This window comes from Scandinavium sp., assembly GCF_051650185.1.
GTDB lineage: Bacteria > Pseudomonadota > Gammaproteobacteria > Enterobacterales > Enterobacteriaceae > Scandinavium.
In genome coordinates this window covers 1-21,123 of the sequence record NZ_JBOFIN010000141.1, presented here as the reverse complement: position 1 = coordinate 21,123, position 21,123 = coordinate 1, and the positions used below count along the sequence as shown (strand labels likewise).

Here is a 21,123-nt window from a genome sequence, read left to right as displayed (position 1 = left end):
GGGCATCAAACATGGCAATGGTACAACCGAAATCCCAGAAGCTGCGCCTCTTTATCACGCACCTGTTACTGCTGATGTTTATCGCGGCAATCATGTTCCCGCTGCTGATGGTTATCGCTATCTCGCTGCGTGAAGGGAACTTCGCGACCGGTAGCCTTATCCCGGATCAGATTTCCTGGGAGCACTGGAAGCTGGCCCTTGGCTTCAGCGTGGAGCACGCCGATGGCCGCGTCACGCCGCCACCGTTCCCGGTGCTGTTGTGGCTGTGGAACTCCATCAAAATCGCGGGCATCACGGCGATAGGGATTGTGGCGCTGTCCACCACCTGTGCTTACGCTTTCGCCCGTATGAAATTCCCGGGTAAAGCCACGCTGCTGAAAAGCATGCTGATTTTCCAGATGTTCCCGGCCGTGCTCTCGCTGGTGGCGTTGTATGCCTTGTTCGATCGTCTCGGCCAGTACGTGCCGTTTATTGGTCTGAATACTCACGGCGGCGTTATCTTCGCCTACATGGGCGGCATCGCGCTGCACGTCTGGACGATTAAGGGCTACTTCGAAACCATCGATGGTTCGCTGGAAGAAGCGGCTGCGCTGGACGGTGCAACCCCATGGCAGGCCTTCCGTCTGGTGCTGCTACCGCTTTCCGTGCCGATTCTGGCGGTGGTCTTTATTCTGTCGTTTATCGCCGCGATCACCGAAGTTCCGGTCGCATCACTGCTGCTGCGTGATGTGAACAGCTACACCCTGGCGGTCGGCATGCAGCAATATCTCAACCCGCAAAACTACCTGTGGGGCGACTTTGCCGCTGCGGCTGTGCTCTCCGCCATTCCTATCACCGTTGTGTTCCTGCTGGCTCAGCGCTGGCTGGTTAACGGCCTCACCGCCGGCGGGGTGAAAGGGTAAGTTTTCATCGTTATACCTGCCCTATAGATTTCGGGTTAGGGCAAGGCGGTGACTGAGCGAATCCCCAGGAGCTTACTTGAGTAAGTGACTGGGGTGAGGGAGGGAAACCAACGCCGCCATAGCCCGAAATATGACGGGCAATGCCACTGTAATGCCACGTTATCCTCATGTTTGACCCTAACTTGTGACTGTTGTTTGGCGCTCTTCGGAGCGCCCTTTTTTTTATTCCCGCTTCAGACGTTTGGAGTTACACAGCCACAGCGTGATCACCAGCAGCAGGATCGCCGCTGAATAGATCAGCACATCCAGAGGGGATTTATGATCGACGATGATCAGCCGCACGATAGCGGTGATGCCGATATAGACAAAGTAGCGTAGCGGGAAGTGAAAGCCGGACTGAAAGTACTTCACAATCAGGGCGATAAATTCGAAATAGAGGAAGTAGACCACCAGCCCTTCCACCAGCTCGTATTTGCTGGTCTGTTCCGGAGCAAACAGGACATCGGCCAGATGGACGGTTTCTTTGCCCAGGAAAACCACCAGGATCAGGCCAAGGCTAAGCAAACCCAGATTGAGCACGGTTTGCAAAACGGTGGAGATAAATTCAACGCGTGGACGGGTCAGCGACGTCATACAGCACCTCCTTCGCAGTGGCGAGCCTCCTGTATAACGCAAAATTGTGACGGAGATCTACATTTTTTGTTTATCTTTTGTGCAAACCGTTCCCCTAACCCTAGCCCTCTCCCCATAGGGGTGAGGGTTGACTCAAACAGATCAGCGGAAATTCACACTCCGATCGCTGGTCATATCATACAGCTGGAACTTGCGCCCAAGCTGCTGGCCGCCGTCGCGAGTCAGCGGCGTCCAGCCAATCGCCGCTCGGCTGCGAGTTGGGCCGGATGAGAACAGATCCAGCGGCACCGACACATACACCCCTTTGGTGAAATCACCTTCGCCATATTCCTGCGCCGAAACGTTGGTGATCGTCGCATAAGCGCCCACCACCACGCCGCTGTCGAAGTGTTTCGACACCTCCAGCGTGCCGCCTTTATCGCCCGCCAGATACTGGCCGACGCTGGCTTTAATCAGCACATCCTGAGCAAACGGTGGCGTCCAGTAAGCCGCCAGATTGCCCACTTTGGCGCTGTAATCGGTGAACTTCATCATGTCCATCGAGCTGCGCCAGTCACGCTGTTTCACGTAGTTGGCATCCACACCAAACGCCCAGTTGCTGTCGACAGGACGCCACAGCACTTCCGCACCGACGCCGCCGTACATGGTTTCGAGATAACCGCCGTACACCTGCCCATAAAAATCGTTGCCCAGATACTGGAGATAGTTAGCCTGAAGGTTGTTCACGTAGACATCGTTTTCGACGTAATCGCGCACGTGAGTACGCACGCGCGGCAGCGTCGAATCGTTCGGCGGGTTGGTGTAGTTAAACTTGTCGTAGTTATTGGCGATGTTGCCAAACAGGCTGCCGGTGGTCAGCAGGTGGTCGGTCACCCACCAGTCGGCGGTCGCCATGACGCCAAGCTGGTACATGTAGAAGCTTTCTGGCCCGCCAATGGACTGGCTCAGCACCGGGTCGATATGGAAATCAAACGACGATTTGTCGATGTACCAGCCCTGCTCCGTTTTATCCGGCACCACAGGGGCTTCGCGTTTTTGCACCAGCTGCGTTTCATGCCCCAGCGGTTCACCCTCCAGATGGTGCTGAAGGCTCGCCACGTCCGTTTCGGTGGTCACCTGCGGCATATTAAGACGGTTTTCCGTGATGCGAATGGTGCGTACGCCGTCTGGTAAATCGTTGGCGATAATACGGTTCGCGCGCTCAATGCCTTCGCGGGAGTCGCGGTATTTCACCTGCTCACCCGTGACATACAGCGTGTCACCTTTGACCTGAATTTTCGGGTCGGCAAAGCCTGCGTTGTACTTCAACAAGGTCAGCTGATTCGCCACCACGGAGTGTTGCAGAATGGCGTCCTGCGGCTCCGGCTGGTATTTCGGACGGGCGTTATCATTGTAGGACGGGCGCAGATCGTTGAAGTTGGTGCGCACCGTGAAGCCAAACATGAAGGTATTGCCGCGCTCGTAGCTCAGGTTTACGTCGGCCCAGTCAGCCACGCGGTAAATGGCGCCGACGTTAAACTTGCTCTTCTGTTCAAGCTTTCCGGCAAAGTCTTCGCTGTAATCGTTGCCTTCATACTCCAGCTTCAGGCGCAGCGGCTGCCAGGGGGTTTGATATTCGACCCCACCGAAAATTGACGCCGGGCCATGGAACATCTGGCTGCTGTCCATCGATCCGGCCTGGCGATAGCTGTTGTTGCGGTAACAGAATTTGTCGTCATAGCGACAGAACGGGTTTTTGACGTTGCCGCTGGTGCCGAGATAGCCCCAGCCAAGGCCGAGGCTGAAATCAAACGGGCCCCAGGCTTTGTTCGCCACCACATACTCGGCATCAAACAAACCTGTCCCGCCGATATCACGCGCGCCAACCGACACCTGCGGCAGCCAGTAACTCTCTTCCCACAGGCGCAGTTTCAGGTCGAACGCTTTGTCTTTGTAGGTCTGATCGCCGGAAAACGACTCGACGCTGCTGTACTGTTTTGTACGCACGTCGGTATAGCGCAGCGTGGTTTCCAGCCAGGGGAACAGCTGCACGGAGGCGGAGTAGTAGCGGTACTGATCGTTATCGCGATAGTTGAGGCTCAGCTCCCCTTCACGTGCCATGCGTGCCGTGGGCGTTTGCAACAGGCCGACGCCGCCGAAATCAGACTGCGAAGGGCCAATCGGCGCAGGATACGTTTCTGCATGACAGGCCGCACTGATGCTTAGCGCCAGCAGGCTGAAGAGATGGCTTTTTTTCATTGTTCCGGGATCCGCTGTGCAAGGGCGCGAAGAAGCTCAGCGTTCAGGTCGTCGTACTTCTTCGTCCAAAGTGAGTCGGCGAAACCGACAAAAATTATGCTGCCTGGCATCGGCTCAATATGGCGTTTGTTCCACCAGGCCACCGGCGCTTTTTCACGGCGGCCATCCGGGTAAATCACCCAGGCGTAGCTGCGGTCGGCACCGGGAAGGTTGCTCATGGCATCGAGGTAGCTCGCCACATCTTTACCCGGCGTGAACGCCACTTTTCCAGGGCCGCTGACCAGGCCAAAAATATGGACGGTGCTCGGCTGCTGTCCAACCCACAGGCTGTAATGCCCTTCGAGAGGCGGGTTGGCGCGCCGCCCAAGGCGAACGCGATCCGGGTCAAGGCTCACAAACTGTCGACCCGTCACGCTAACCGCCTGAAGCTGCTGGCGCAGCGAGGCAATGGCCGCAGCTTCATCGCCACTTTCGTCTGCCGCTAACGCCGCCAGCTCCGCCATCAGGGTTTGCTTCTGCTGTTGAGCTACAGCACTGGCCTGCTTTTCAGCAATGACGGCACCGGGCCACCAGCTTTTCGCGAGCCTCGGTTGGGCGACTAAATCCGCCAGATGCGCAGCGTCCGTCAGGGTTTTAGGTTCTTTTGCGCCATCGATATAAACATCAACCGTGCCCGCCGCCAGAGCCAGAGGCGCAACAAAGAGCGCCATCACCGCAGCAAAGAGGTGTGATTTCATTGCTTTGCCGCCTTAATCAGAGTCATTTTGACCGGGAAGAACCCTGCCCCAAGGTACTGTTCGGATTGACGAATCTGACCGTCGCTGTCGACCCAGAACCGGTTTTCCCAGTTCGCCTGATCGGTACTGACTTCCTCCACCAACACGCGAACTGCGGTCGTGTCGTTCGCCAGTTTTAGCGTGTCCGTGCCGTCCCAGTGGAACCGGGAATGAGCGGTGGCGTAACGCACTTGCTTGTGTTCGGTCCAGCCCATCGTGCGGGCCCAGCTTGCGCCATCGACGATGTGATTGGGTTTCGCCAGCGGATCGTTGTCGATATTGCTGACGCTCAGCAGGTTGTCACCCCCCAGCAGCGTTTTCACGATGCGGGCATGCTGGGTGACGACGGTCGCCTGATCCTGCGTCACCCATTTCTGCTGACCATTTTCAGAAAACGCGAGCACCACAAAAAGCTGCGGGCCGTTATTGAGCTGCATGTATTGGCTGGCGTAAGGCATGTTCTGGATATCATCGGCGGTTAACTGCACGCCCGGGGTGCCAAAAAGACTGTGCCATAAAGATTTGCCCAGCCCTTCCGTGCTGGCAGAACAGGCCTGAAGCAGCAGGCAAAGCAGAATAATAATGGGTCGCTGCACGACTCTTCTCCGAAGGGGCAAAATAACCACACCGAAGTGTGGTTAGGATTAATGACCCGTAAGACTTAGCGGGTACTTGTGGTTGTTGTGGTCGTGGTTCCGGTATTGGAGCCATCACCACCACCGGTCGCCGCCAGTGCGACCCCCACGGCCGAACTTACGGCGCTGGCGCTGGTTGCGGCGGAACTGCCCGCAGAGACCGACGTCGCCGCCGACCCTGCCGCCTCACCGGTTTCCACCGGATCGGCATAAGCTGAAGCCGCCGCAAGCGCGGAAATGGCAAAAATGCCACACAGTACTTTTTTCATTGCTATTTCCCTTCATTGGTTGAATGAATGGAGAATCACCTGAGAAATTCAGGCGTCATCGAGTATACACAAGTAAAGCGGGCGAATTAGGGCTCAGGAAATAAGCAAGGGGGTTTTCGGACAATGAGAAGAAATGGCTTTTCAATAATTTAATTAAATAACTAAATGCTTTTAAATCATAGTAATACAAATAACCCTACCTGAGGTAAATCCTAAATAAAAAAATATGGCTGCGTTGTCACACCGTTTTTTAGGATTAACCTTATCAGTACTGAAAGGCATTATTCCACGTAGTTTTAAAGGGTAATAAATAGAGTGAATGCGAGAGAGAGCAAGCGGCAGAAAATAGCCTGGTGGCGCTGACGCTAACCGGGCCTACACGCTCTGGCAGGCCTGGCAAGCAGTAGTGCCGCCAGGCAACGATTTTACTTCCAGGCTTTATAACGGTTGATCAGACCGTTGGTAGAGCTGTCGTGGCTGCTGACGTCTTTGTCATCACCCAGCTCTGGCAGAATGCGGTTTGCCAGCTGTTTACCCAGCTCAACGCCCCACTGGTCGAAGGTGAAGATGTTGAGGATCGCGCCCTGAGTGAAGATTTTGTGCTCATACAGCGCAATCAACGCTCCCAGGCTGAACGGTGTGATTTCGCGCAGCAGGATGGAGTTGGTTGGACGGTTGCCTTCGAACACTTTGAACGGCACCACGTTTTCCAGCGTGGCCGGATCTTTACCCAGGTCACGGTACTCCTGCTCAACCACTTCGCGTGATTTACCGAACGCCAGCGCTTCAGTCTGCGCAAAGAAGTTAGACAGCAGCTTCGGATGGTGATCGGACAGCGGGTTGTGGGTGGTGGCAGGCGCAATGAAATCACAAGGCACCATTTTGGTCCCCTGGTGAATCAGCTGATAGAACGCGTGCTGACCGTTGGTGCCAGGCTCACCCCAGATGATTGGGCCAGTCTGGTAATCCACCGCGTTGCCGTTACGGTCAACGTATTTGCCGTTGGATTCCATGTTGCCCTGCTGGAAGTAGGCCGCAAAGCGGTGCATGTACTGGTCGTACGGCAGGATAGCTTCGGTTTCTGCGCCGAAGAAGTTGTTGTACCAGATACCAATCAGCGCCAGCAGCACGGGCAGGTTTTTCTCTGGCGCGGTCGTGGAGAAGTGCTTGTCCATCGCGTGCGCGCCGGAGAGCAGCTCAACAAAGTTGTCGAAACCAACAGACAGAATGATCGACAGGCCAATCGCAGACCACAGAGAGTAACGACCGCCGACCCAGTCCCAGAACTCGAACATGTTGGCGGTATCAATGCCGAACTCGCCCACCGCTTTACCGTTGGTAGAGAGCGCTGCGAAGTGCTTCGCAACATGCTTCTCGTCACTGGCGGTTTTCAGGAACCAGTCACGCGCGCTGTGGGCGTTGGTCATGGTTTCCTGTGTAGTGAAGGTTTTGGACGCCACCAGGAACAGCGTCGTTTCCGGGTTAACGGTTTTCAGCACTTCGGCGATGTGGGTACCATCGACGTTAGAGACAAAGTGCATATTGAGGTGGTTTTTGTACGGACGCAGCGCTTCGGTCACCATGAAAGGCCCGAGGTCGGAACCGCCGATACCGATGTTCACCACGTCAGTGATGGCTTTGCCGGTATAGCCTTTCCAGCTTCCGGAGATGATCGCTTCGGAGAAATGCTTCATCTTCTCCAGAACCGCATTCACTTCCGGCATCACGTCTTTGCCGTCAACAATAATCGGGGTATTGCTACGGTTGCGCAGGGCAACGTGCAGAACCGCGCGATCTTCAGTGCGGTTGATCTTCTCACCAGAGAACATGGACTTGATGGCGCCCGCCAGGTCTGTCTCTTTCGCCAGCGCCTGCAGCTTGTTCAGCGTCTCTTCGGTGATGCGGTTTTTGGAGAAGTCCACCAGCATAAAATCGTCAAACGTCGCGGAAAACTTCGCGAAACGATCGCCGTCTTTCGCGAACAGGTCGGCGATCGACACGTCCTTCATTTCATCGTAGTGTTTCTGTAATGCCTGCCAGGCAGAGGTCTGCGTTGGATTGATGTTTTTCATAGCAATACTCTTCTGATTTGAGAATTGTGACTTCGGTCGATTGTAGCGCCTGCGGCGGTTTTTGTGATGATTTTTGTGTCATTAGGTGTTTTCTCACCTTTCCGCGTTACGCTGTCTGCGCCAGCGCTGCTTATACTCAGAGCACTACACGAATGGGCAAATCACCGATGCCCACGTTTCTGAGGAAGAAAGAAAAAGAATGGAATTGCCGGTCCCTTTTCTGCTGGTCATCATCGCTATCGCTTCGCTGCTGGCCCAATGGCTGGCCTGGCGGCTTCGCCTGCCCGCCATCCTGCCGCTGCTGCTCATTGGCGTGCTGATTGGCCCTGCGTTGCATATTCTTCAGCCAGACTTGCTGTTTGGCTCGCTGCTTTTCCCGCTGGTCTCGCTGGCGGTCGCCATCATCCTGTTTGAAGGAGCGCTAACGCTGCGCTTTGATGAGATTCGCGGGCTTGGCGGCGTAGTGCGTAATCTGGTGATCGTCGGCATGTTGATAACCTTCGCGGTTATCTCGCTGGCCTGCTGGGGAATTTTAGGCCTGACACCGCAAATTTCCGCCCTGATTGGCGCAGTCACCGTGGTCACTGGCCCCACCGTGATTGCTCCGCTCATGCGCGTTGTGCGCCCAACAGCCGCCATCAACCAGGTGCTGCGCTGGGAAGGAATTGTTATCGACCCCGTGGGTGCCATATTCACCCTGCTGGTGTTTGAGTTTATTACGTTGCAGGAACAAAGCGGTACGTGGCTGCATCTGCTTATCATGCTGGCGCAAACGTTGGTGGTCGGCCTCGCTACAGGCGCCGTGTTTGGCCTGTTTTTAGGCAATGCCCTCAAGCGCGGCTGGATACCCGTTTATCTGCAAAACTTCGCGGTGCTCGCCATCGTTCTGCTGACATTTGGGCTTTCCAACACGCTGGCGGATGAGTCTGGCCTGTTGGCGGTGACCGTGCTGGGCATCTGGCTTGCCAACATGCGGGAAGTGGAAACCGCCGATATCGTCGAGTTTAAAGAAGAGCTGTCGGCGATTTTACTCTCAGCCTTGTTTATCATTCTGGCAGCACGGCTGGATATTCAGGCTTTGTGGTCGATGGGCTGGCCCCTGCTGGTGCTGCTTTTGGTGGTGCAGTTTGTTGCCCGCCCGCTCTGCATCCTCGCCTCAACCTGGCGTTCAGCATTACGCTGGCGCGAAAAACTTCTGCTGTGCTGGATCGCGCCGCGCGGCATTGTGGCCGCCGCCGTCAGCTCGCTGTTCGCCCTGACATTGCAAAAAAATGGCTACGACGGAGCCGACCAAATAGTGACGGTGGTGTTTGCGATAATCATCGGCACCGTCGTCCTGCAAAGCCTCACCAGCAGCCAGCTGGCACGCTGGCTCGGCGTTCAGCAGCGTAAGCCGCGTGGCGTGCTGATTGTAGGGGCCAATACGGTGGCAAGAACATTAGCCCAGGCGTTGAAAAAGCTCGATATTCCGGTGCAGCTCAGCGACAACAGCTGGGAATATTATCGCCTTGCCCGTATGGAAGGCCTGCCGACCTATTACGGCAACGTCTGGTCTGAACATGCAGAAAACTACCTCAATCTGAGTGATACTCGCCAGGTGATCGCCCTGTCGCCAAACCGTCATCAAAATGCTCTTTCTGCCCTGCACTTCCGGCATATCTTCGGGGAAAACCGGGTGTTTTCGATTCGAACCGGCCCGGCGACCAAAGGCCGCAGTGAAAAAGAAACACGCCATGAACAGTTGTTTGATTCAGAGATGACATGGGCGCGGCTCAGTAGCCTGATTGCCAAAGGGGCCGCCGTCAAAGTGACACGCCTGAATGAGAACTTTGGCTGGATGGATTATCTCAACGTTAACCCCGGCGCTACGCCTCTCTTTGCCCGCAAAGAGGATGGCGCGCTTATCCCACTGAACAGCACAATGACCCCGCCGTCGCCCTGTACGCTGGTAGCCATTGTGGAAAGTGAAAAATCACCATCATCGGATCGTTGACAACACCCCCCGGAACCCTTTATTTATTAACCCCTACCTGCGCGCTCGCGTGCGCAGGCCAGAAGAGGAGCATCGCCCAGGCGAAGTGTTTGAGGAGCCAGTCCGCAGACAACACTTTAGGGGGAGCGATGCCGAGATAGCGGAACATCTGGCAGTGTTCACTATCGGCTACAGGGGCTGAATCCTCTGGGCTGTCACCGGAAGTGACCCACAGTCGGGCGCTTCGCAAGGTGGAGCGCTTCTGGGTGAACTGTAGCCCTCTACGTCTGCCCTCCCGCTCTTCCCTTGTGCCATGGCTGAGAATGTAATCCCCTGACACGAGGTTGTTATGACACATGCAGTTTCCCCGCTCGTTGTAGCCAAATTTGGCGGAACCAGCGTCGCCGACTACACCGCCATGAACCGCAGTGCCGACGTGGTGCTCTCCGATCCTTCGGTTCGTCTGGTTGTGCTTTCTGCCTCTGCAGGCGTCACCAATTTGCTGGTTGCTCTGGCCGAAGGCCTGGAAGCGACCGAGCGGTTCGTGAAACTCGATGCTCTGCGCAAAATCCAGTTCGACATTCTCGAACGTCTGCGCAATCCCAACGTGATTCGTGAAGAAGTTGAGCGCCTGCTGGAAAATATCACCACCCTGGCGGAAGCCGCTTCACTGGCAACGTCGACGGCCCTGACTGACGAACTGGTCAGCCACGGTGAGCTGATGTCCACCCTGCTGTTTGTTGAAATCCTGCGTGAGCGCGACGTTCAGGCGCAGTGGTTTGATGTCCGTAAAATCATGCGCACCAATGACCGCTTTGGCCGCGCCGAGCCGGACGTCGCGGCGTTGTCAGAACTGGCCACATTGCAGATGGCCCCGCGTCTGGCAGAAGGTCTGGTGATCACTCAGGGCTTTATTGGCAGCGAAGCCAAAGGCCGTACCACCACCCTTGGCCGTGGCGGCAGCGATTACACCGCAGCGCTGTTGGGCGAAGCGCTCCATGCGACGCGCGTTGATATCTGGACAGATGTCCCGGGAATTTACACCACCGATCCACGCGTCGTGCCAGCGGCAAAACGCATCGATGAAATCGCCTTTGAAGAAGCCGCTGAAATGGCGACTTTCGGCGCGAAAGTCCTGCATCCGGCGACCCTGCTGCCAGCCGTACGCAGCGATATTCCGGTGTTTGTGGGTTCCAGCAAAGATCCAAAAGCGGGCGGCACGCTGGTTTGTAATAAAACCGAGAACCCGCCGCTGTTCCGTGCGCTGGCATTACGCCGCAAGCAAACGCTGCTGACGCTGCACAGCCTGAACATGCTGCACTCCCGCGGGTTCCTTGCGGAAGTCTTCGGGATTCTGGCGCGCCACAATATCTCCGTCGATTTGATCACCACTTCAGAAGTGAGCATCGCGCTGACGCTGGACACCACCGGTTCAACGGCCACCAGCGACATGCTGCTGACGCAGTCCTTGCTGATTGAGCTGTCCGCGCTTTGCCGCGTGGAAGTGGAAGAGAACCTGGCGCTGGTTGCGCTGATTGGTAACGACCTGTCGAAAGCTTGTGGCGTGGGCAAAGAGGTGTTTGGCGTGCTCGAACCGTTCAACATCCGCATGATTTGCTACGGTGCTTCAAGCCACAACCTCTGCTTCCTGGTGCCCGGCGCTGAGGCAGAAGAAGTCGTGCAAAAACTTCATCACAATTTGTTTGAATAAAAATCCTTCGCAGGATAAACAATAACTAAGGCCGGGCTCGAACCCGGCTTTTTTATACCTATAAGACACACAACACATTAAAGGAAAACACTATGTTATCTCTGCTGACGCGGCTGTTCCCGTTATGGGCCGTGCTGCTCTCCGTCCTCGCTTACAAGACGCCAACGACCTTCACGCCGATCGGCCCGTGGGTGACCACGCTGCTGATGCTGATCATGTTTGGCATGGGCGTGCACCTGAAGCTCGATGATTTCAAACGCGTGCTGTCACGCCCTGCGCCCGTGGCGGCTGGGATATTTCTGCACTATCTGGTGATGCCGCTCGCCGCATGGCTGCTGGCGATGCTGTTCCATATGCCGCCAGAGTTGTCTGCCGGGATGGTGCTGGTCGGCAGCGTTGCCAGCGGGACGGCGTCCAATGTGATGATCTTCCTGGCAAAAGGCGATGTGGCGCTCTCCGTGACCATTTCCTCCGTTTCCACCCTGGTGGGCGTTATCGCTACGCCATTGCTGACACGCCTGTATGTCGACACCCACATTCAGGTGGACGTGATGGGCATGCTGCTGAGCATTCTGCAAATTGTGGTGATCCCGATTGCGTTAGGCCTGGTTGTGCATCACTTGCTGCCACGTGTGGTGAAAGCCGTCGAACCATATCTGCCTGCTTTTTCGATGATCTGCATTCTGGCCATCATCAGCGCTGTGGTAGCAGGTTCTGCCTCACACATCGCTTCCGTGGGCTTCGTGGTGATTATCGCGGTGATCCTGCACAACACGATTGGCCTGCTCGGCGGCTACTGGGGAGGACGCCTGTTCGGATTTGACGAATCGACCTGTCGCACGCTGGCGATTGAAGTTGGGATGCAGAACTCTGGCCTTGCCGCAGCGCTCGGGAAAATCTACTTCGGGCCGCTCGCCGCCTTGCCTGGCGCGCTGTTCTCGGTATGGCATAACCTTTCCGGCTCGCTGCTGGCGGGCTACTGGTCTGGTAAGCCGGTCGAGAAGCAGAAGGTTGCTGTCGCGAAAGAGAGCTGAATCTCCCTGCAATTAACGGCTCGTTGCCCGATTCTGCGAGCCGCTTTCAGACATAGCACTTTACTGGTTTTTCTGTCCTGATCCGTACTTCATCCTCGCGGTTATTCCTTGCACTATTTTATGTAGTTTATAAAATACAAAGAGCGGATGTGAAAACGATTCTACAAACCACTGCGTTTCAAAAGTGGGAATATCAGCTAAAAGATCATCGGGTAAAGGCGCTTATTGCCGCTCGTCTTATGCGGCTGGCAAATGGATTGGTAGGCGATGCGAAACCCATAGGTGATGGTCTCAGCGAATTGCGCATTCACTTTGGCCCTGGTTATCGCATTTATTTTCAGCAACGAAGTGATGCCATTATCCTGCTGCTCTGTGGTGGTGAAAAAAATCGCCAAAGCAGTGATATCGTCGCTGCAAAATACCTGGCCAGAATTTACGAAACAAACGAGGCTCTCCCTTATGAATAAACTGACCATCTACGATCCTGCCGCTGCACTGGTTGATGATGAATGCATCGCCATTTTCATGAATGATGCCCTGGAAACCGGTGATGCCAACTACATCGCCCAGGCGCTGGGCATCGTCGCCCGGGCAAAAGGCATGAGCGCAGTTGCCGCCGAAACCGGGCTTTCACGTGAGCAGCTTTACCGCTCATTCAGCGATAAGGGCAATCCGACGCTAAAAACCACGCTGGCAGTGATGAAAGCGCTGGGCTTTGGACTGGCAATAAAGAATACTTAAGGTCTTCCGTAAGCAGCATACGGTCCATCTACCAGAGGTATACAGCATGGCAACTCCACGTCTGACCCAGCAGGACATGACCGAGCAAGAGCAACGCGAGCTGAAAACCCTCCTCGACCGCGCCCGCATCGCACACGGACGCCCGCTGACCAACGCTGAAAATAATCACCTGAAGAAAGAGTACATCGACAAGCTGATGGCGGAACGGGAAGCCGAAGCGAAGAAAGCCCGCCAGTTGAAGAAAAAGCAGGCCTATAAAACCGATAAGGAAGCAACGTTTTCGTGGACTGCCAGCACGCATGTGCGCGGCAGAAGATGATTTAACCGAGACTTACCGTCATATTGCCTGATGGCGCTACGCTTATCAGGCCTACAAAATCCCACGGGACCATGATGTTGTAGGCCCGGCAAATACAGTGCCGCCGGGCATGATTCTCAGAAACTTAACGCCCTTTCTTCTTCCGACCTGGCGCGGTAAAACGCTTCCTGTTCGCCATTTCAGCTGGCGTTTTCGCCATGTTTTTGCCACCGCTACCGCTGCTGGCAGGCTTTTTCGCCGGCGTGGCGGCAGCTTTCGGTTTGGCCCTGGGTTTCACTTTCTCGTGCTCCGCTTGCGAAGACGAGTGCTCAATCAGCTTAAACAGCTCTACCAGTTCGTCGTCCGTCAGATCGCGCCATTCCCCCTGCGGCAATCCTTTCAGGCTGACGTTCATGATGCGCACACGTTCCAGCTTGGTCACCTCAAACCCGAAATGCTTACACATACGGCGGATCTGGCGGTTCAGGCCCTGCACCAGGGTAATACGGAAGGTGCAGGCGGCCTCCTTCTTCACCTTACATTTCTTCGTCACCGTTCCGAGGATCGGCACACCCTTGCCCATTCCCACGATGAATTCATCGGTGACGGGCTTATTCACCGTCACCAGGTATTCTTTCTCGTGATCGTTACCGGCACGCAGAATTTTGTTCACCAGGTCGCCGTGGTTGGTGAGGAAAATCAGCCCCTGGGAATCTTTGTCGAGGCGACCAATCGGAAACACGCGGCTGCTGTGGTTGACGAAATCGACAATATTGTCTTTTTCGCCCGCTTCCGTCGTACTGACGATACCGACCGGTTTATTCAACGCAATTAACACCAGATCGTCTTCCTGACGCGGTTCAATCAGTTGACCGTTCACTTTCACCACATCGCCCACGGACACCTGGTCGCCAACGGTCGCGCGTTTACCGTTGATAAACACGTTCCCCTGCTCAATGTAGCGGTCAGCCTCACGACGCGAGCAGATCCCGCTTTCGCTGATGTATTTGTTTAATCGAATTGATAAGTTCGGCAGCATAGTCTCTCCTGTAGAAGGCGAACTATAGCAAAGGCCGACAGCCTTAGAAAACAGCTATCGGCCTGATGTGGAGGGGTTAATAATCGTCGCGATCGTCGTCTTCGTCCGGTTGTTCCATCACGCTGTAGGCCACCGCACAGAACAGGGAGTTCAGACGCTTCATATCCCCCAGCAAGCCGAGGTGCAGCGAACTGGTTTCGATACTCTGCACGTTCTGCTGATGCAGCCTGTCGACGTGCGCATGCGAGTAACGACGGTTCATAATGCGGAAGCGATGCTTGTTGCGGCGCAGGCGGCGAGCGCTGTCGACGTCGCCGGAGAAGAAAACCGACATCGCCAGCTGCAGGTTGCTGAGCAGTTGCTCGAACAGGCCATCCAGCTCTTTTAACCCTTCCACCGAAAACGCCCGGCGTGCGGCCAGTGATTTATCGGCGATTTCACTGCCCATGCGCTCAATGATATCGGACGCCTGCTCGAGGTTGAGCGACATCTCGATGATCTCCGCCCAGCGACGAGACTCCTCTTCCGCCAGCTCATCTTTTGGCATTCGCGCCAGATAGAGCTTAATCGCGGTATACAGCACGTTCACGTCGTCGGCGATTTTACGCAGCTCTTTCTCTTCCCGCGGTTCGCCGTGCATCACTTTGCGCAGGCCGTCCATCATGGTTTCCATGGCATCACCAATGCGCAGTGTTTCACGTGCGGCATTGGCGAGTGCAAGCGTAGGCGTATCGAGCGCAGTCGGGTCGAGATGTTTTGGTTTGAGGCGGGCATCCAGTTCCGGCACCTCCTGGATGATGCGCTTACAGAAGCGCGCCATCGGCTCAACAAACGGCACCATCGCCAGGCAGCGGATCAGGTTGTAGAACACGTGGAAATAGATAACCAGTTCCGCTTTAGCCACCGGCAGTTTAGCCATGCTGTCCGCCAGGATATGGACGAACGGCAGCACAATCAGGCTCCCCACCAGCTTGAACAGCAGGCTTCCTAACGCAACACGGCGCGCCGCGGCATTCGCAGCGCTGTTGTTGAGCATCGCCAGCAGGCCAGAACCGAGGTTGGCACCAATCACCAGACACAGCGCGACAGGGAAGGAAATCACGCCCGTTGCCGTTAACGTGGCCGTCAGCAGCACGGCGGCAAGGCTGGAATAGGTGATCACCGCGAACAGCGCGCCAATCAGCGCATCCAGCATGATGTCACCCGTCAGCGAGGCGAAAATCACCTGCACGCCATTGGCCTGGGTAATCGGGTGGACGGCCTGAACAATCAGTTCCAGCGCCAGTAAAATCAGCCCAAGGCCGATGCCCACGCGCCCCAACTGGCCTGCACGGGTTTGCTTGCGCCCGAGGAAGAAAATGACGCCAACAAAAATCAGCAGCGGCGACAGCCACGAGAGGTCAAACGTCAGGACTCGCGCCATCAGCGCGGTACCCACGTCGGCGCCTAAGACAATCACCAGCGCAGGCGTGAGCGCGACCAGATCCTGCGCCACAAACGAAGTGACCAGCATGGTGGTGGCGTTGCTGCTTTGTACCAACGCCGTTACGCCGATGCCCGCGCAGAAGGCGAGCGGTTTCTTCTCGACGCTACGACTCAGAACGGTACGCAGACGTGCGCCATAAACGCGCATGACGCCGGTACGGACGATATGGGTGCCCCACACCAGCAGGGCGATGGCAGAAAGCAGGTGTAACAGTATCAGCACGGATTTTCGTTCTCCTTATCGTTATAGGTTTTCCTTTGGATGTTCCCCCTCTCCCCGGCCCTCTCCCTCAGGGAGAGGGAGAATACACAGCACCAGTCCAGTTCCCTCTCCCTTTGGGAGAGGGTTAGGGAGAGGGAGAAAAATAATCCTTATACCAGTATAGGGGTTTAAGCCTAAGAAAGAGACAGGGCACCGTTACGGTGCCCTGTTTGTTGTAAGAAAAGATGAATTAATCAGCGTCATAGCCGAGGTTCGGCGCCAGCCAGCGCTCGGCTTCCGCCACGCTCATGCCTTTACGACGAGCGTAGTCCTCGACCTGATCGCGCTGAATCTGTGCCACGGCGTAATATTTGCTGTCCGGATGGCTGAAGTACCAGCCTGAAACAGAAGCACCGGGCCACATAGCGTAGGATTCAGTGAGCTTCATTCCCGTGTGCGTTTCCGTATCCAGCAGCTCCCAGATGGTGGCTTTCTCGGTATGCTCCGGGCAGGCCGGGTAGCCCGGTGCCGGACGGATACCCTGGTAATTCTCACGAATCAGCTCTTCGTTGCTCAGGTTTTCATTGGCGGCATAACCCCAGTACACCTTACGCACGCGCTCATGCAGGTATTCGGCAAACGCTTCTGCCAGACGATCCGCCACCGCTTTGACCATGATTTTGTTGTAATCATCGTGCTGCGCGTCGAAAGCTTCCGCCAGGGCGTCTTCTTCCAGGCCGCCCGTTACCGCAAAGGCACCAATGTAATCCGCTTTACCGGACGTTTTTGGCGCCACGAAGTCAGACAGGCAGTAGTTGGCAAACCCGACTTTTTCCGTCTGCTGGCGCAGATGGTGGCTGACCGTCAGCACATGGGTGCGAGTCTCATCGCGATAAATCTCGATATCGTCACCCACACGGTTGGCCGGGAACAAGCCCACCACGCCACGCGGATTCAGGGTTTTCTCTGCGCTGAGTTTATCGAGCATCTCGTTCGCATCAGCAAACAGGCGTTTCGCCTCTTCTCCGACCACTTCATCTTCGAGGATGCGTGGATATTTGCCCGCCAGCGACCACGTCATAAAGAACGGCGTCCAGTCGATGTAGTTACGCAGCGTTTCGATACTGGCGTTGACCGCCTGTACGCCGAGGCGATGGGCAACCGGCGGGGTGTAGTTTTCCCAGTCGAAAGCCAGATCGTTTTCACGCGCCGCCTGCAAGGAAACCGGCGGCGTGCGCGGTTTTTTACGCGCGTGCTGGATACGGACGGTTTCGTATTCCTGGCGAGTACGGGCGACAAAGTCATCGCGTTGCGTTGCCGAAAGCAGCGCCGACACCACGCCAACCGTGCGCGAGGCGTTCTGCACGTAAACCGTCGGGCCGCTGTAGTTCTGCTCGATTTTCACTGCCGTATGCGCTTTGGAGGTGGTTGCCCCGCCAATCAGCAGCGGAATGGTGAAGCCCTGACGCTCCATCTCCTTCGCCACGTTGACCATTTCATCCAGCGACGGCGTGATAAGCCCGGACAGGCCAATCAGGTCGGCATTCACTTCACGCGCGGTTTTGAGGATTTTATCCGTCGGCACCATCACGCCAAGATCGATAATCTCGTAGTTGTTACATTGCAGCACCACACCGACGATGTTTTTGCCGATGTCATGCACGTCGCCTTTCACCGTGGCGATCACCATCTTGCCGTTGGTCTGGCCTTTCTCTTTGCTGGCCTCAATAAACGGTTCGAGATACGCAACGGCCTGTTTCATCACGCGCGCGGATTTCACCACCTGCGGCAGGAACATTTTGCCTTCGCCAAACAGGTCGCCTACCACGTTCATGCCGTCCATCAGCGGGCCCTCAATCACCTCAATCGGGCGTGAGGCTTGCTGGCGGGCTTCTTCGGTGTCCTGCTCGATAAACTCTGTGATGCCTTTAACCAGGGAATATTCGAGGCGCTTTTTCACTTCCCAGCTGCGCCATTCGGCCTGCTGAGTGTTCGCCGCTTCATCGGTTTTGCTGCCACGGTATTTTTCCGCCAGATCTAACAGACGTTCGGTGCTGTCATCGCGGCGGTTGAGGATCACGTCTTCCACTGCGTCGCGCAGTTCGGCTGGCAAGTCGTCGTAAATCGCCAACTGCCCGGCGTTCACAATCCCCATGTCCATGCCGTTACGGATGGCGTAGTAGAGGAACACGGCGTGAATGGCCTCGCGCACCGGATCGTTACCCCTGAAGGAGAACGACACGTTGGACACGCCGCCGGAAATCAGCGCGTGTGGCAGTTCGCGTTTGATGTCTTCACACGCACCGATGAAGTCCTGCGCGTAGTTGTTGTGCTCTTCGATGCCGGTTGCGACAGCGAAGATATTCGGGTCAAAGATGATGTCTTCCGGCGGGAAGCCCACTTCCTGCGTCAGAATTTGATAGGCGCGACGGCAGATTTCAATTTTACGCGCGCGGGTATCGGCCTGACCGACTTCATCAAACGCCATCACCACCACAGCTGCGCCGTAACGACGCACCTTTTTCGCGTGATGGACAAACGCCTCCACCCCTTCTTTCATCGAGATGGAGTTCACGATGCCTTTGCCCTGAATACACTTCAGGCCTTTTTCGATGACGTCCCATTTTGAGGAGTCGATCATGATTGGCACACGTGCGATATCCGGCTCACCGGCAATCAGGTTGAGGAAACGCACCATCGCCGCTTCGGCATCGAGCATCCCTTCATCCATGTTGATGTCGATGATCTGCGCGCCACTTTCCACCTGCTGGCGCGCGACATCCAGCGCTTCGCTGTATTTTTCTTCTTTAATCAGCCGCTTGAACTTAGCAGAACCGGTTACGTTAGTGCGTTCGCCGACGTTCACAAACAGGCTATCGTCGCCGATGTTCAGCGGCTCAAGGCCCGCCAGACGACAAGCCACCGGGATGTCTGGCAGCTTGCGCGGGGCGAGGCCAGCCACTGCACGGCTCATTGCCGCAATGTGTTCTGGCGTGGTGCCGCAGCAGCCGCCAACAATATTCAGGAACCCGGCTTCCGCCCATTCGCGAATTTGCAGCGCCATGGTATCGGCATCAAGATCGTATTCACCAAACGCATTCGGCAGACCGGCGTTCGGGTGTGCGGTGACGTAGCAATCGGCGATGCGAGACAGTTCCTGCACATACTGGCGCAGTTCATCTGGCCCCAGCGCACAGTTAAGGCCGAAAGAGAGCGCGTCCGCATGACGAAGCGAGTTATAGAACGCTTCGGTCGTCTGCCCGGAGAGCGTACGGCCAGACGCATCGGTGATCGTGCCGGAAATCATGATCGGCAAATCGACGCCCAAGGCTTCAAATTCTTCTTTCACCGCATAGATTGCCGCTTTGGCGTTGAGGGTATCGAAGACGGTTTCAATCAGAATCAGGTCAGAGCCCCCTTCCACCAGCGCTTTGGTGGATTCACGGTAGGCAATAACCAGCTGATCAAACGTGACGTTACGAAACGCCGGGTCGTTCACATCAGGAGAAATCGACGCGGTACGGTTGGTTGGGCCAAGCACACCGGCCACATAGCGCGGTTTGTCTGGCGTGCGGGCTGTCCACTCATCGGCGCAGGCGCGCGCCAGTTTTGCGGCTTCGAAGTTAATCTCCGCCGACAGTGACTCCATCTCGTAATCCGCCATCGCGATGGTGGTGGAGTTGAAGGTGTTGGTTTCGACGATATCCGCACCAGCCTCAAAATAGGCATTGTGGATAGCGGCGATGATGTCCGGTTGGGTCAGCACCAGCAGGTCGTTGTTGCCTTTCAGGTCGCAGGACCACTGGGCAAAACGTTCACCACGGTAATCTTCTTCGTTCAGGCGATAGCTTTGGATCATGGTGCCCATGCCGCCATCCAGAACCAGGATTCTGTCTTTTAATTGTTGTTGTAACTGCTTCACGATGGTGCTCACACGGACTCCCGACAACGCTCTTCTCATCAGGCCATAGTGGCATATTCATCCAGTGCGGAAAAGAGAGCCAGCGTGAACATGAGAGATGTTCAGGACCACTGCTCCGATCAGTTCTGAAAGCGGTTGCATTATAATCAGATAAAACGAAAATGATTTCCACGATACAGAAACGGAGGCCGTCATGGTTGCAACCACGCCCGCAAAACGCGGCAGAAAACCCGCCCCTGCTGCTGCCGCTCCGGCGGTTGGTCAGGTTCAGTCTTTAACCCGTGGCCTCAAACTTCTTGAATTCATTGCCGAATCTCACGGTGATGTCGCGTTAACCGAGCTGGCGCAGCAGGCTGGCCTGCCAAATTCGACGACACATCGCCTGCTGACGACGATGCAGCAGCTGGGATTTGTACGCCAGGTGGGTGATTTGGGCCACTGGACGGTGGGCGCACATGCTTTCATTGTCGGCAGCAGCTTCCTGCAAAGCCGCAACCTGCTGGCAATCGTCCACCCGATCCTGCGCAAATTAATGGAAGACTCCGGCGAGACGGTGAACCTGGCGGTGCTCGACCAGAGCGATCATCAGGCGATTATCATCGACCAGGTTCAGTGCACCCAGCTGATGCGCATGTCCGCGCCGATTGGCGGCAAGCTGCCCATGCACGCCTCCGGGGCCGGTAAAGCGTTTCTGTCCCAGCTGAACGACGAACAGGTCAGCGGCTTGCTGCATCGCAAAGGCCTGCACGCTTATACGCACGCCACGCTGGTGTCGCCAGTGCATCTGAAAGAAGATTTGGCACTGACGCGTAAACGCGGTTATTCGTTTGACGATGAAGAGCACGCGCTGGGCCTGCGCTGTCTGGCGGCGTGTATTTACGATGAGCACCGCGAGCCCTTTGCGGCGATCTCCATTTCCGGGCCGATTTCACGCATGACCGATGACCGCGTGACGGAGTTAGGTGCACTGGTGATTAAAGCGGCGAAAGAAGTGACGCTGGCTTATGGTGGGACGCGTTAACGATTGTGCGGTCTGATGCCCTCACCCCGACCCTCTCCCCATGTACGGTCCGGAGACATGGTAGACAGGTGTTCGGGGACATGGTGAACACTATTTAACATCCTTTACCCATGGTTATCGACCTTTTCTTCAGGTCGATAACCCCCACTTTCGTGCTGTACCACCACACTTCA

At 56.0% G+C, this 21,123-nt stretch carries 17 protein-coding genes and 1 riboswitch; of the genes, 8 read left to right on the top strand and 9 right to left on the bottom strand.

Features of this window, described 5'->3' with window-relative positions:
- Window positions 1-11: 11 nt before the first annotated feature.
- Window positions 12-902 (top strand): maltose ABC transporter permease MalG, encoded by an 891-nt coding sequence (gene malG / locus ACRCWW_RS19540; RefSeq protein ID WP_404659002.1) that lies wholly within the window; start codon window positions 12-14, stop codon window positions 900-902.
- Window positions 903-1,124: 222 nt separating this feature from the next.
- Here malG and psiE read toward each other — a convergent pair whose 3' ends face one another.
- The 6 genes from psiE to pgi form a co-directional block, all read right to left on the bottom strand.
- The gene (gene psiE / locus ACRCWW_RS19535) at window positions 1,125-1,535 is read right to left on the bottom strand and encodes a phosphate-starvation-inducible protein PsiE (protein WP_438683868.1); all 411 of its coding nucleotides are present in this window, start codon (window positions 1,533-1,535) and stop codon (window positions 1,125-1,127) included.
- Window positions 1,536-1,676: 141 nt separating this feature from the next.
- Window positions 1,677-3,773 (bottom strand): YjbH domain-containing protein, encoded by a 2,097-nt coding sequence (locus ACRCWW_RS19530; RefSeq protein ID WP_438683867.1) that lies wholly within the window; start codon window positions 3,771-3,773, stop codon window positions 1,677-1,679.
- On the bottom strand, window positions 3,770-4,510 hold the full coding sequence (locus ACRCWW_RS19525; protein WP_438683866.1) for a capsule biosynthesis GfcC D2 domain-containing protein: 741 nt from the start codon (window positions 4,508-4,510) through the stop codon (window positions 3,770-3,772). The genes ACRCWW_RS19530 and ACRCWW_RS19525 overlap by 4 nt, the downstream gene beginning before the upstream one ends.
- Window positions 4,507-5,145, bottom strand: coding sequence for a YjbF family lipoprotein (locus tag ACRCWW_RS19520; protein WP_438683865.1), 639 nt, complete (start codon window positions 5,143-5,145; stop codon window positions 4,507-4,509). Before ACRCWW_RS19520 ends, ACRCWW_RS19525 begins: the two co-directional genes overlap by 4 nt.
- 65 nt (window positions 5,146-5,210) lie before the next feature.
- Window positions 5,211-5,453 carry an exopolysaccharide production protein YjbE gene (yjbE, locus tag ACRCWW_RS19515; RefSeq protein WP_438683864.1) on the bottom strand — a complete coding sequence of 81 codons (243 nt, stop codon included), beginning with the start codon at window positions 5,451-5,453 and terminating at the stop codon, window positions 5,211-5,213.
- Window positions 5,454-5,878: 425 nt separating this feature from the next.
- Window positions 5,879-7,525 carry a glucose-6-phosphate isomerase gene (gene pgi / locus ACRCWW_RS19510; RefSeq protein WP_438683863.1) on the bottom strand — a complete coding sequence of 549 codons (1,647 nt, stop codon included), beginning with the start codon at window positions 7,523-7,525 and terminating at the stop codon, window positions 5,879-5,881.
- Window positions 7,526-7,724: 199 nt separating this feature from the next.
- On the opposite strand from pgi, the gene ACRCWW_RS19505 reads away from it, so the two are divergent.
- The 6 genes from ACRCWW_RS19505 (at window position 7,725) to ACRCWW_RS19480 (ending at window position 13,302) form a co-directional block, all read left to right on the top strand.
- Complete coding sequence (locus tag ACRCWW_RS19505) at window positions 7,725-9,518, top strand: cation:proton antiporter (protein ID WP_438683862.1); 1,794 nt, start codon at window positions 7,725-7,727, stop codon at window positions 9,516-9,518.
- 54 nt (window positions 9,519-9,572) lie between these two features.
- A riboswitch (Lysine riboswitch) is annotated at window positions 9,573-9,767 on the top strand.
- A gap of 79 nt (window positions 9,768-9,846) precedes the next feature.
- Window positions 9,847-11,208, top strand: a complete 1,362-nt coding sequence (gene lysC / locus ACRCWW_RS19500; protein WP_330986062.1) for a lysine-sensitive aspartokinase 3 — start codon at window positions 9,847-9,849, stop codon at window positions 11,206-11,208.
- Window positions 11,209-11,300: 92 nt separating this feature from the next.
- On the top strand, window positions 11,301-12,242 hold the full coding sequence (panS, locus tag ACRCWW_RS19495; RefSeq protein ID WP_438683861.1) for a ketopantoate/pantoate/pantothenate transporter PanS: 942 nt from the start codon (window positions 11,301-11,303) through the stop codon (window positions 12,240-12,242).
- A gap of 149 nt (window positions 12,243-12,391) precedes the next feature.
- Window positions 12,392-12,709: a type II toxin-antitoxin system RelE/ParE family toxin gene (locus tag ACRCWW_RS19490; RefSeq protein WP_438683860.1), complete on the top strand. Its 318-nt coding sequence runs from the start codon at window positions 12,392-12,394 to the stop codon at window positions 12,707-12,709.
- Entirely contained in the window at window positions 12,702-12,983 is a 282-nt protein-coding gene (locus ACRCWW_RS19485; RefSeq protein ID WP_438683859.1) for an addiction module antidote protein, read from the top strand. The genes ACRCWW_RS19490 and ACRCWW_RS19485 overlap by 8 nt, the downstream gene beginning before the upstream one ends.
- 46 nt (window positions 12,984-13,029) lie before the next feature.
- Window positions 13,030-13,302, top strand: a complete 273-nt coding sequence (locus ACRCWW_RS19480) for a DUF3811 domain-containing protein (RefSeq protein ID WP_438683858.1) — start codon at window positions 13,030-13,032, stop codon at window positions 13,300-13,302.
- A gap of 124 nt (window positions 13,303-13,426) precedes the next feature.
- Here the strand turns inward: ACRCWW_RS19480 and rluF are convergent, their stop codons facing one another.
- The 3 genes from rluF to metH all read right to left on the bottom strand — a co-directional run bounded on the left by rluF (window position 13,427) and on the right by metH (window position 19,941).
- Window positions 13,427-14,320 carry a 23S rRNA pseudouridine(2604) synthase RluF gene (rluF, locus tag ACRCWW_RS19475; protein WP_438683857.1) on the bottom strand — a complete coding sequence of 298 codons (894 nt, stop codon included), beginning with the start codon at window positions 14,318-14,320 and terminating at the stop codon, window positions 13,427-13,429.
- 76 nt (window positions 14,321-14,396) lie between these two features.
- Window positions 14,397-16,028 (bottom strand): Na/Pi cotransporter family protein, encoded by a 1,632-nt coding sequence (locus ACRCWW_RS19470; protein ID WP_438683856.1) that lies wholly within the window; start codon window positions 16,026-16,028, stop codon window positions 14,397-14,399.
- A gap of 229 nt (window positions 16,029-16,257) precedes the next feature.
- A complete protein-coding gene (gene metH, locus ACRCWW_RS19465; RefSeq protein ID WP_438683855.1) occupies window positions 16,258-19,941 on the bottom strand; it encodes a methionine synthase in 3,684 nt (1,227 codons plus the stop codon).
- Window positions 19,942-20,122: 181 nt separating this feature from the next.
- On the opposite strand from metH, the gene iclR reads away from it, so the two are divergent.
- Complete coding sequence (iclR, locus tag ACRCWW_RS19460; RefSeq protein ID WP_438683854.1) at window positions 20,123-20,950, top strand: glyoxylate bypass operon transcriptional repressor IclR; 828 nt, start codon at window positions 20,123-20,125, stop codon at window positions 20,948-20,950.
- Window positions 20,951-21,123 lie beyond the last annotated feature (173 nt).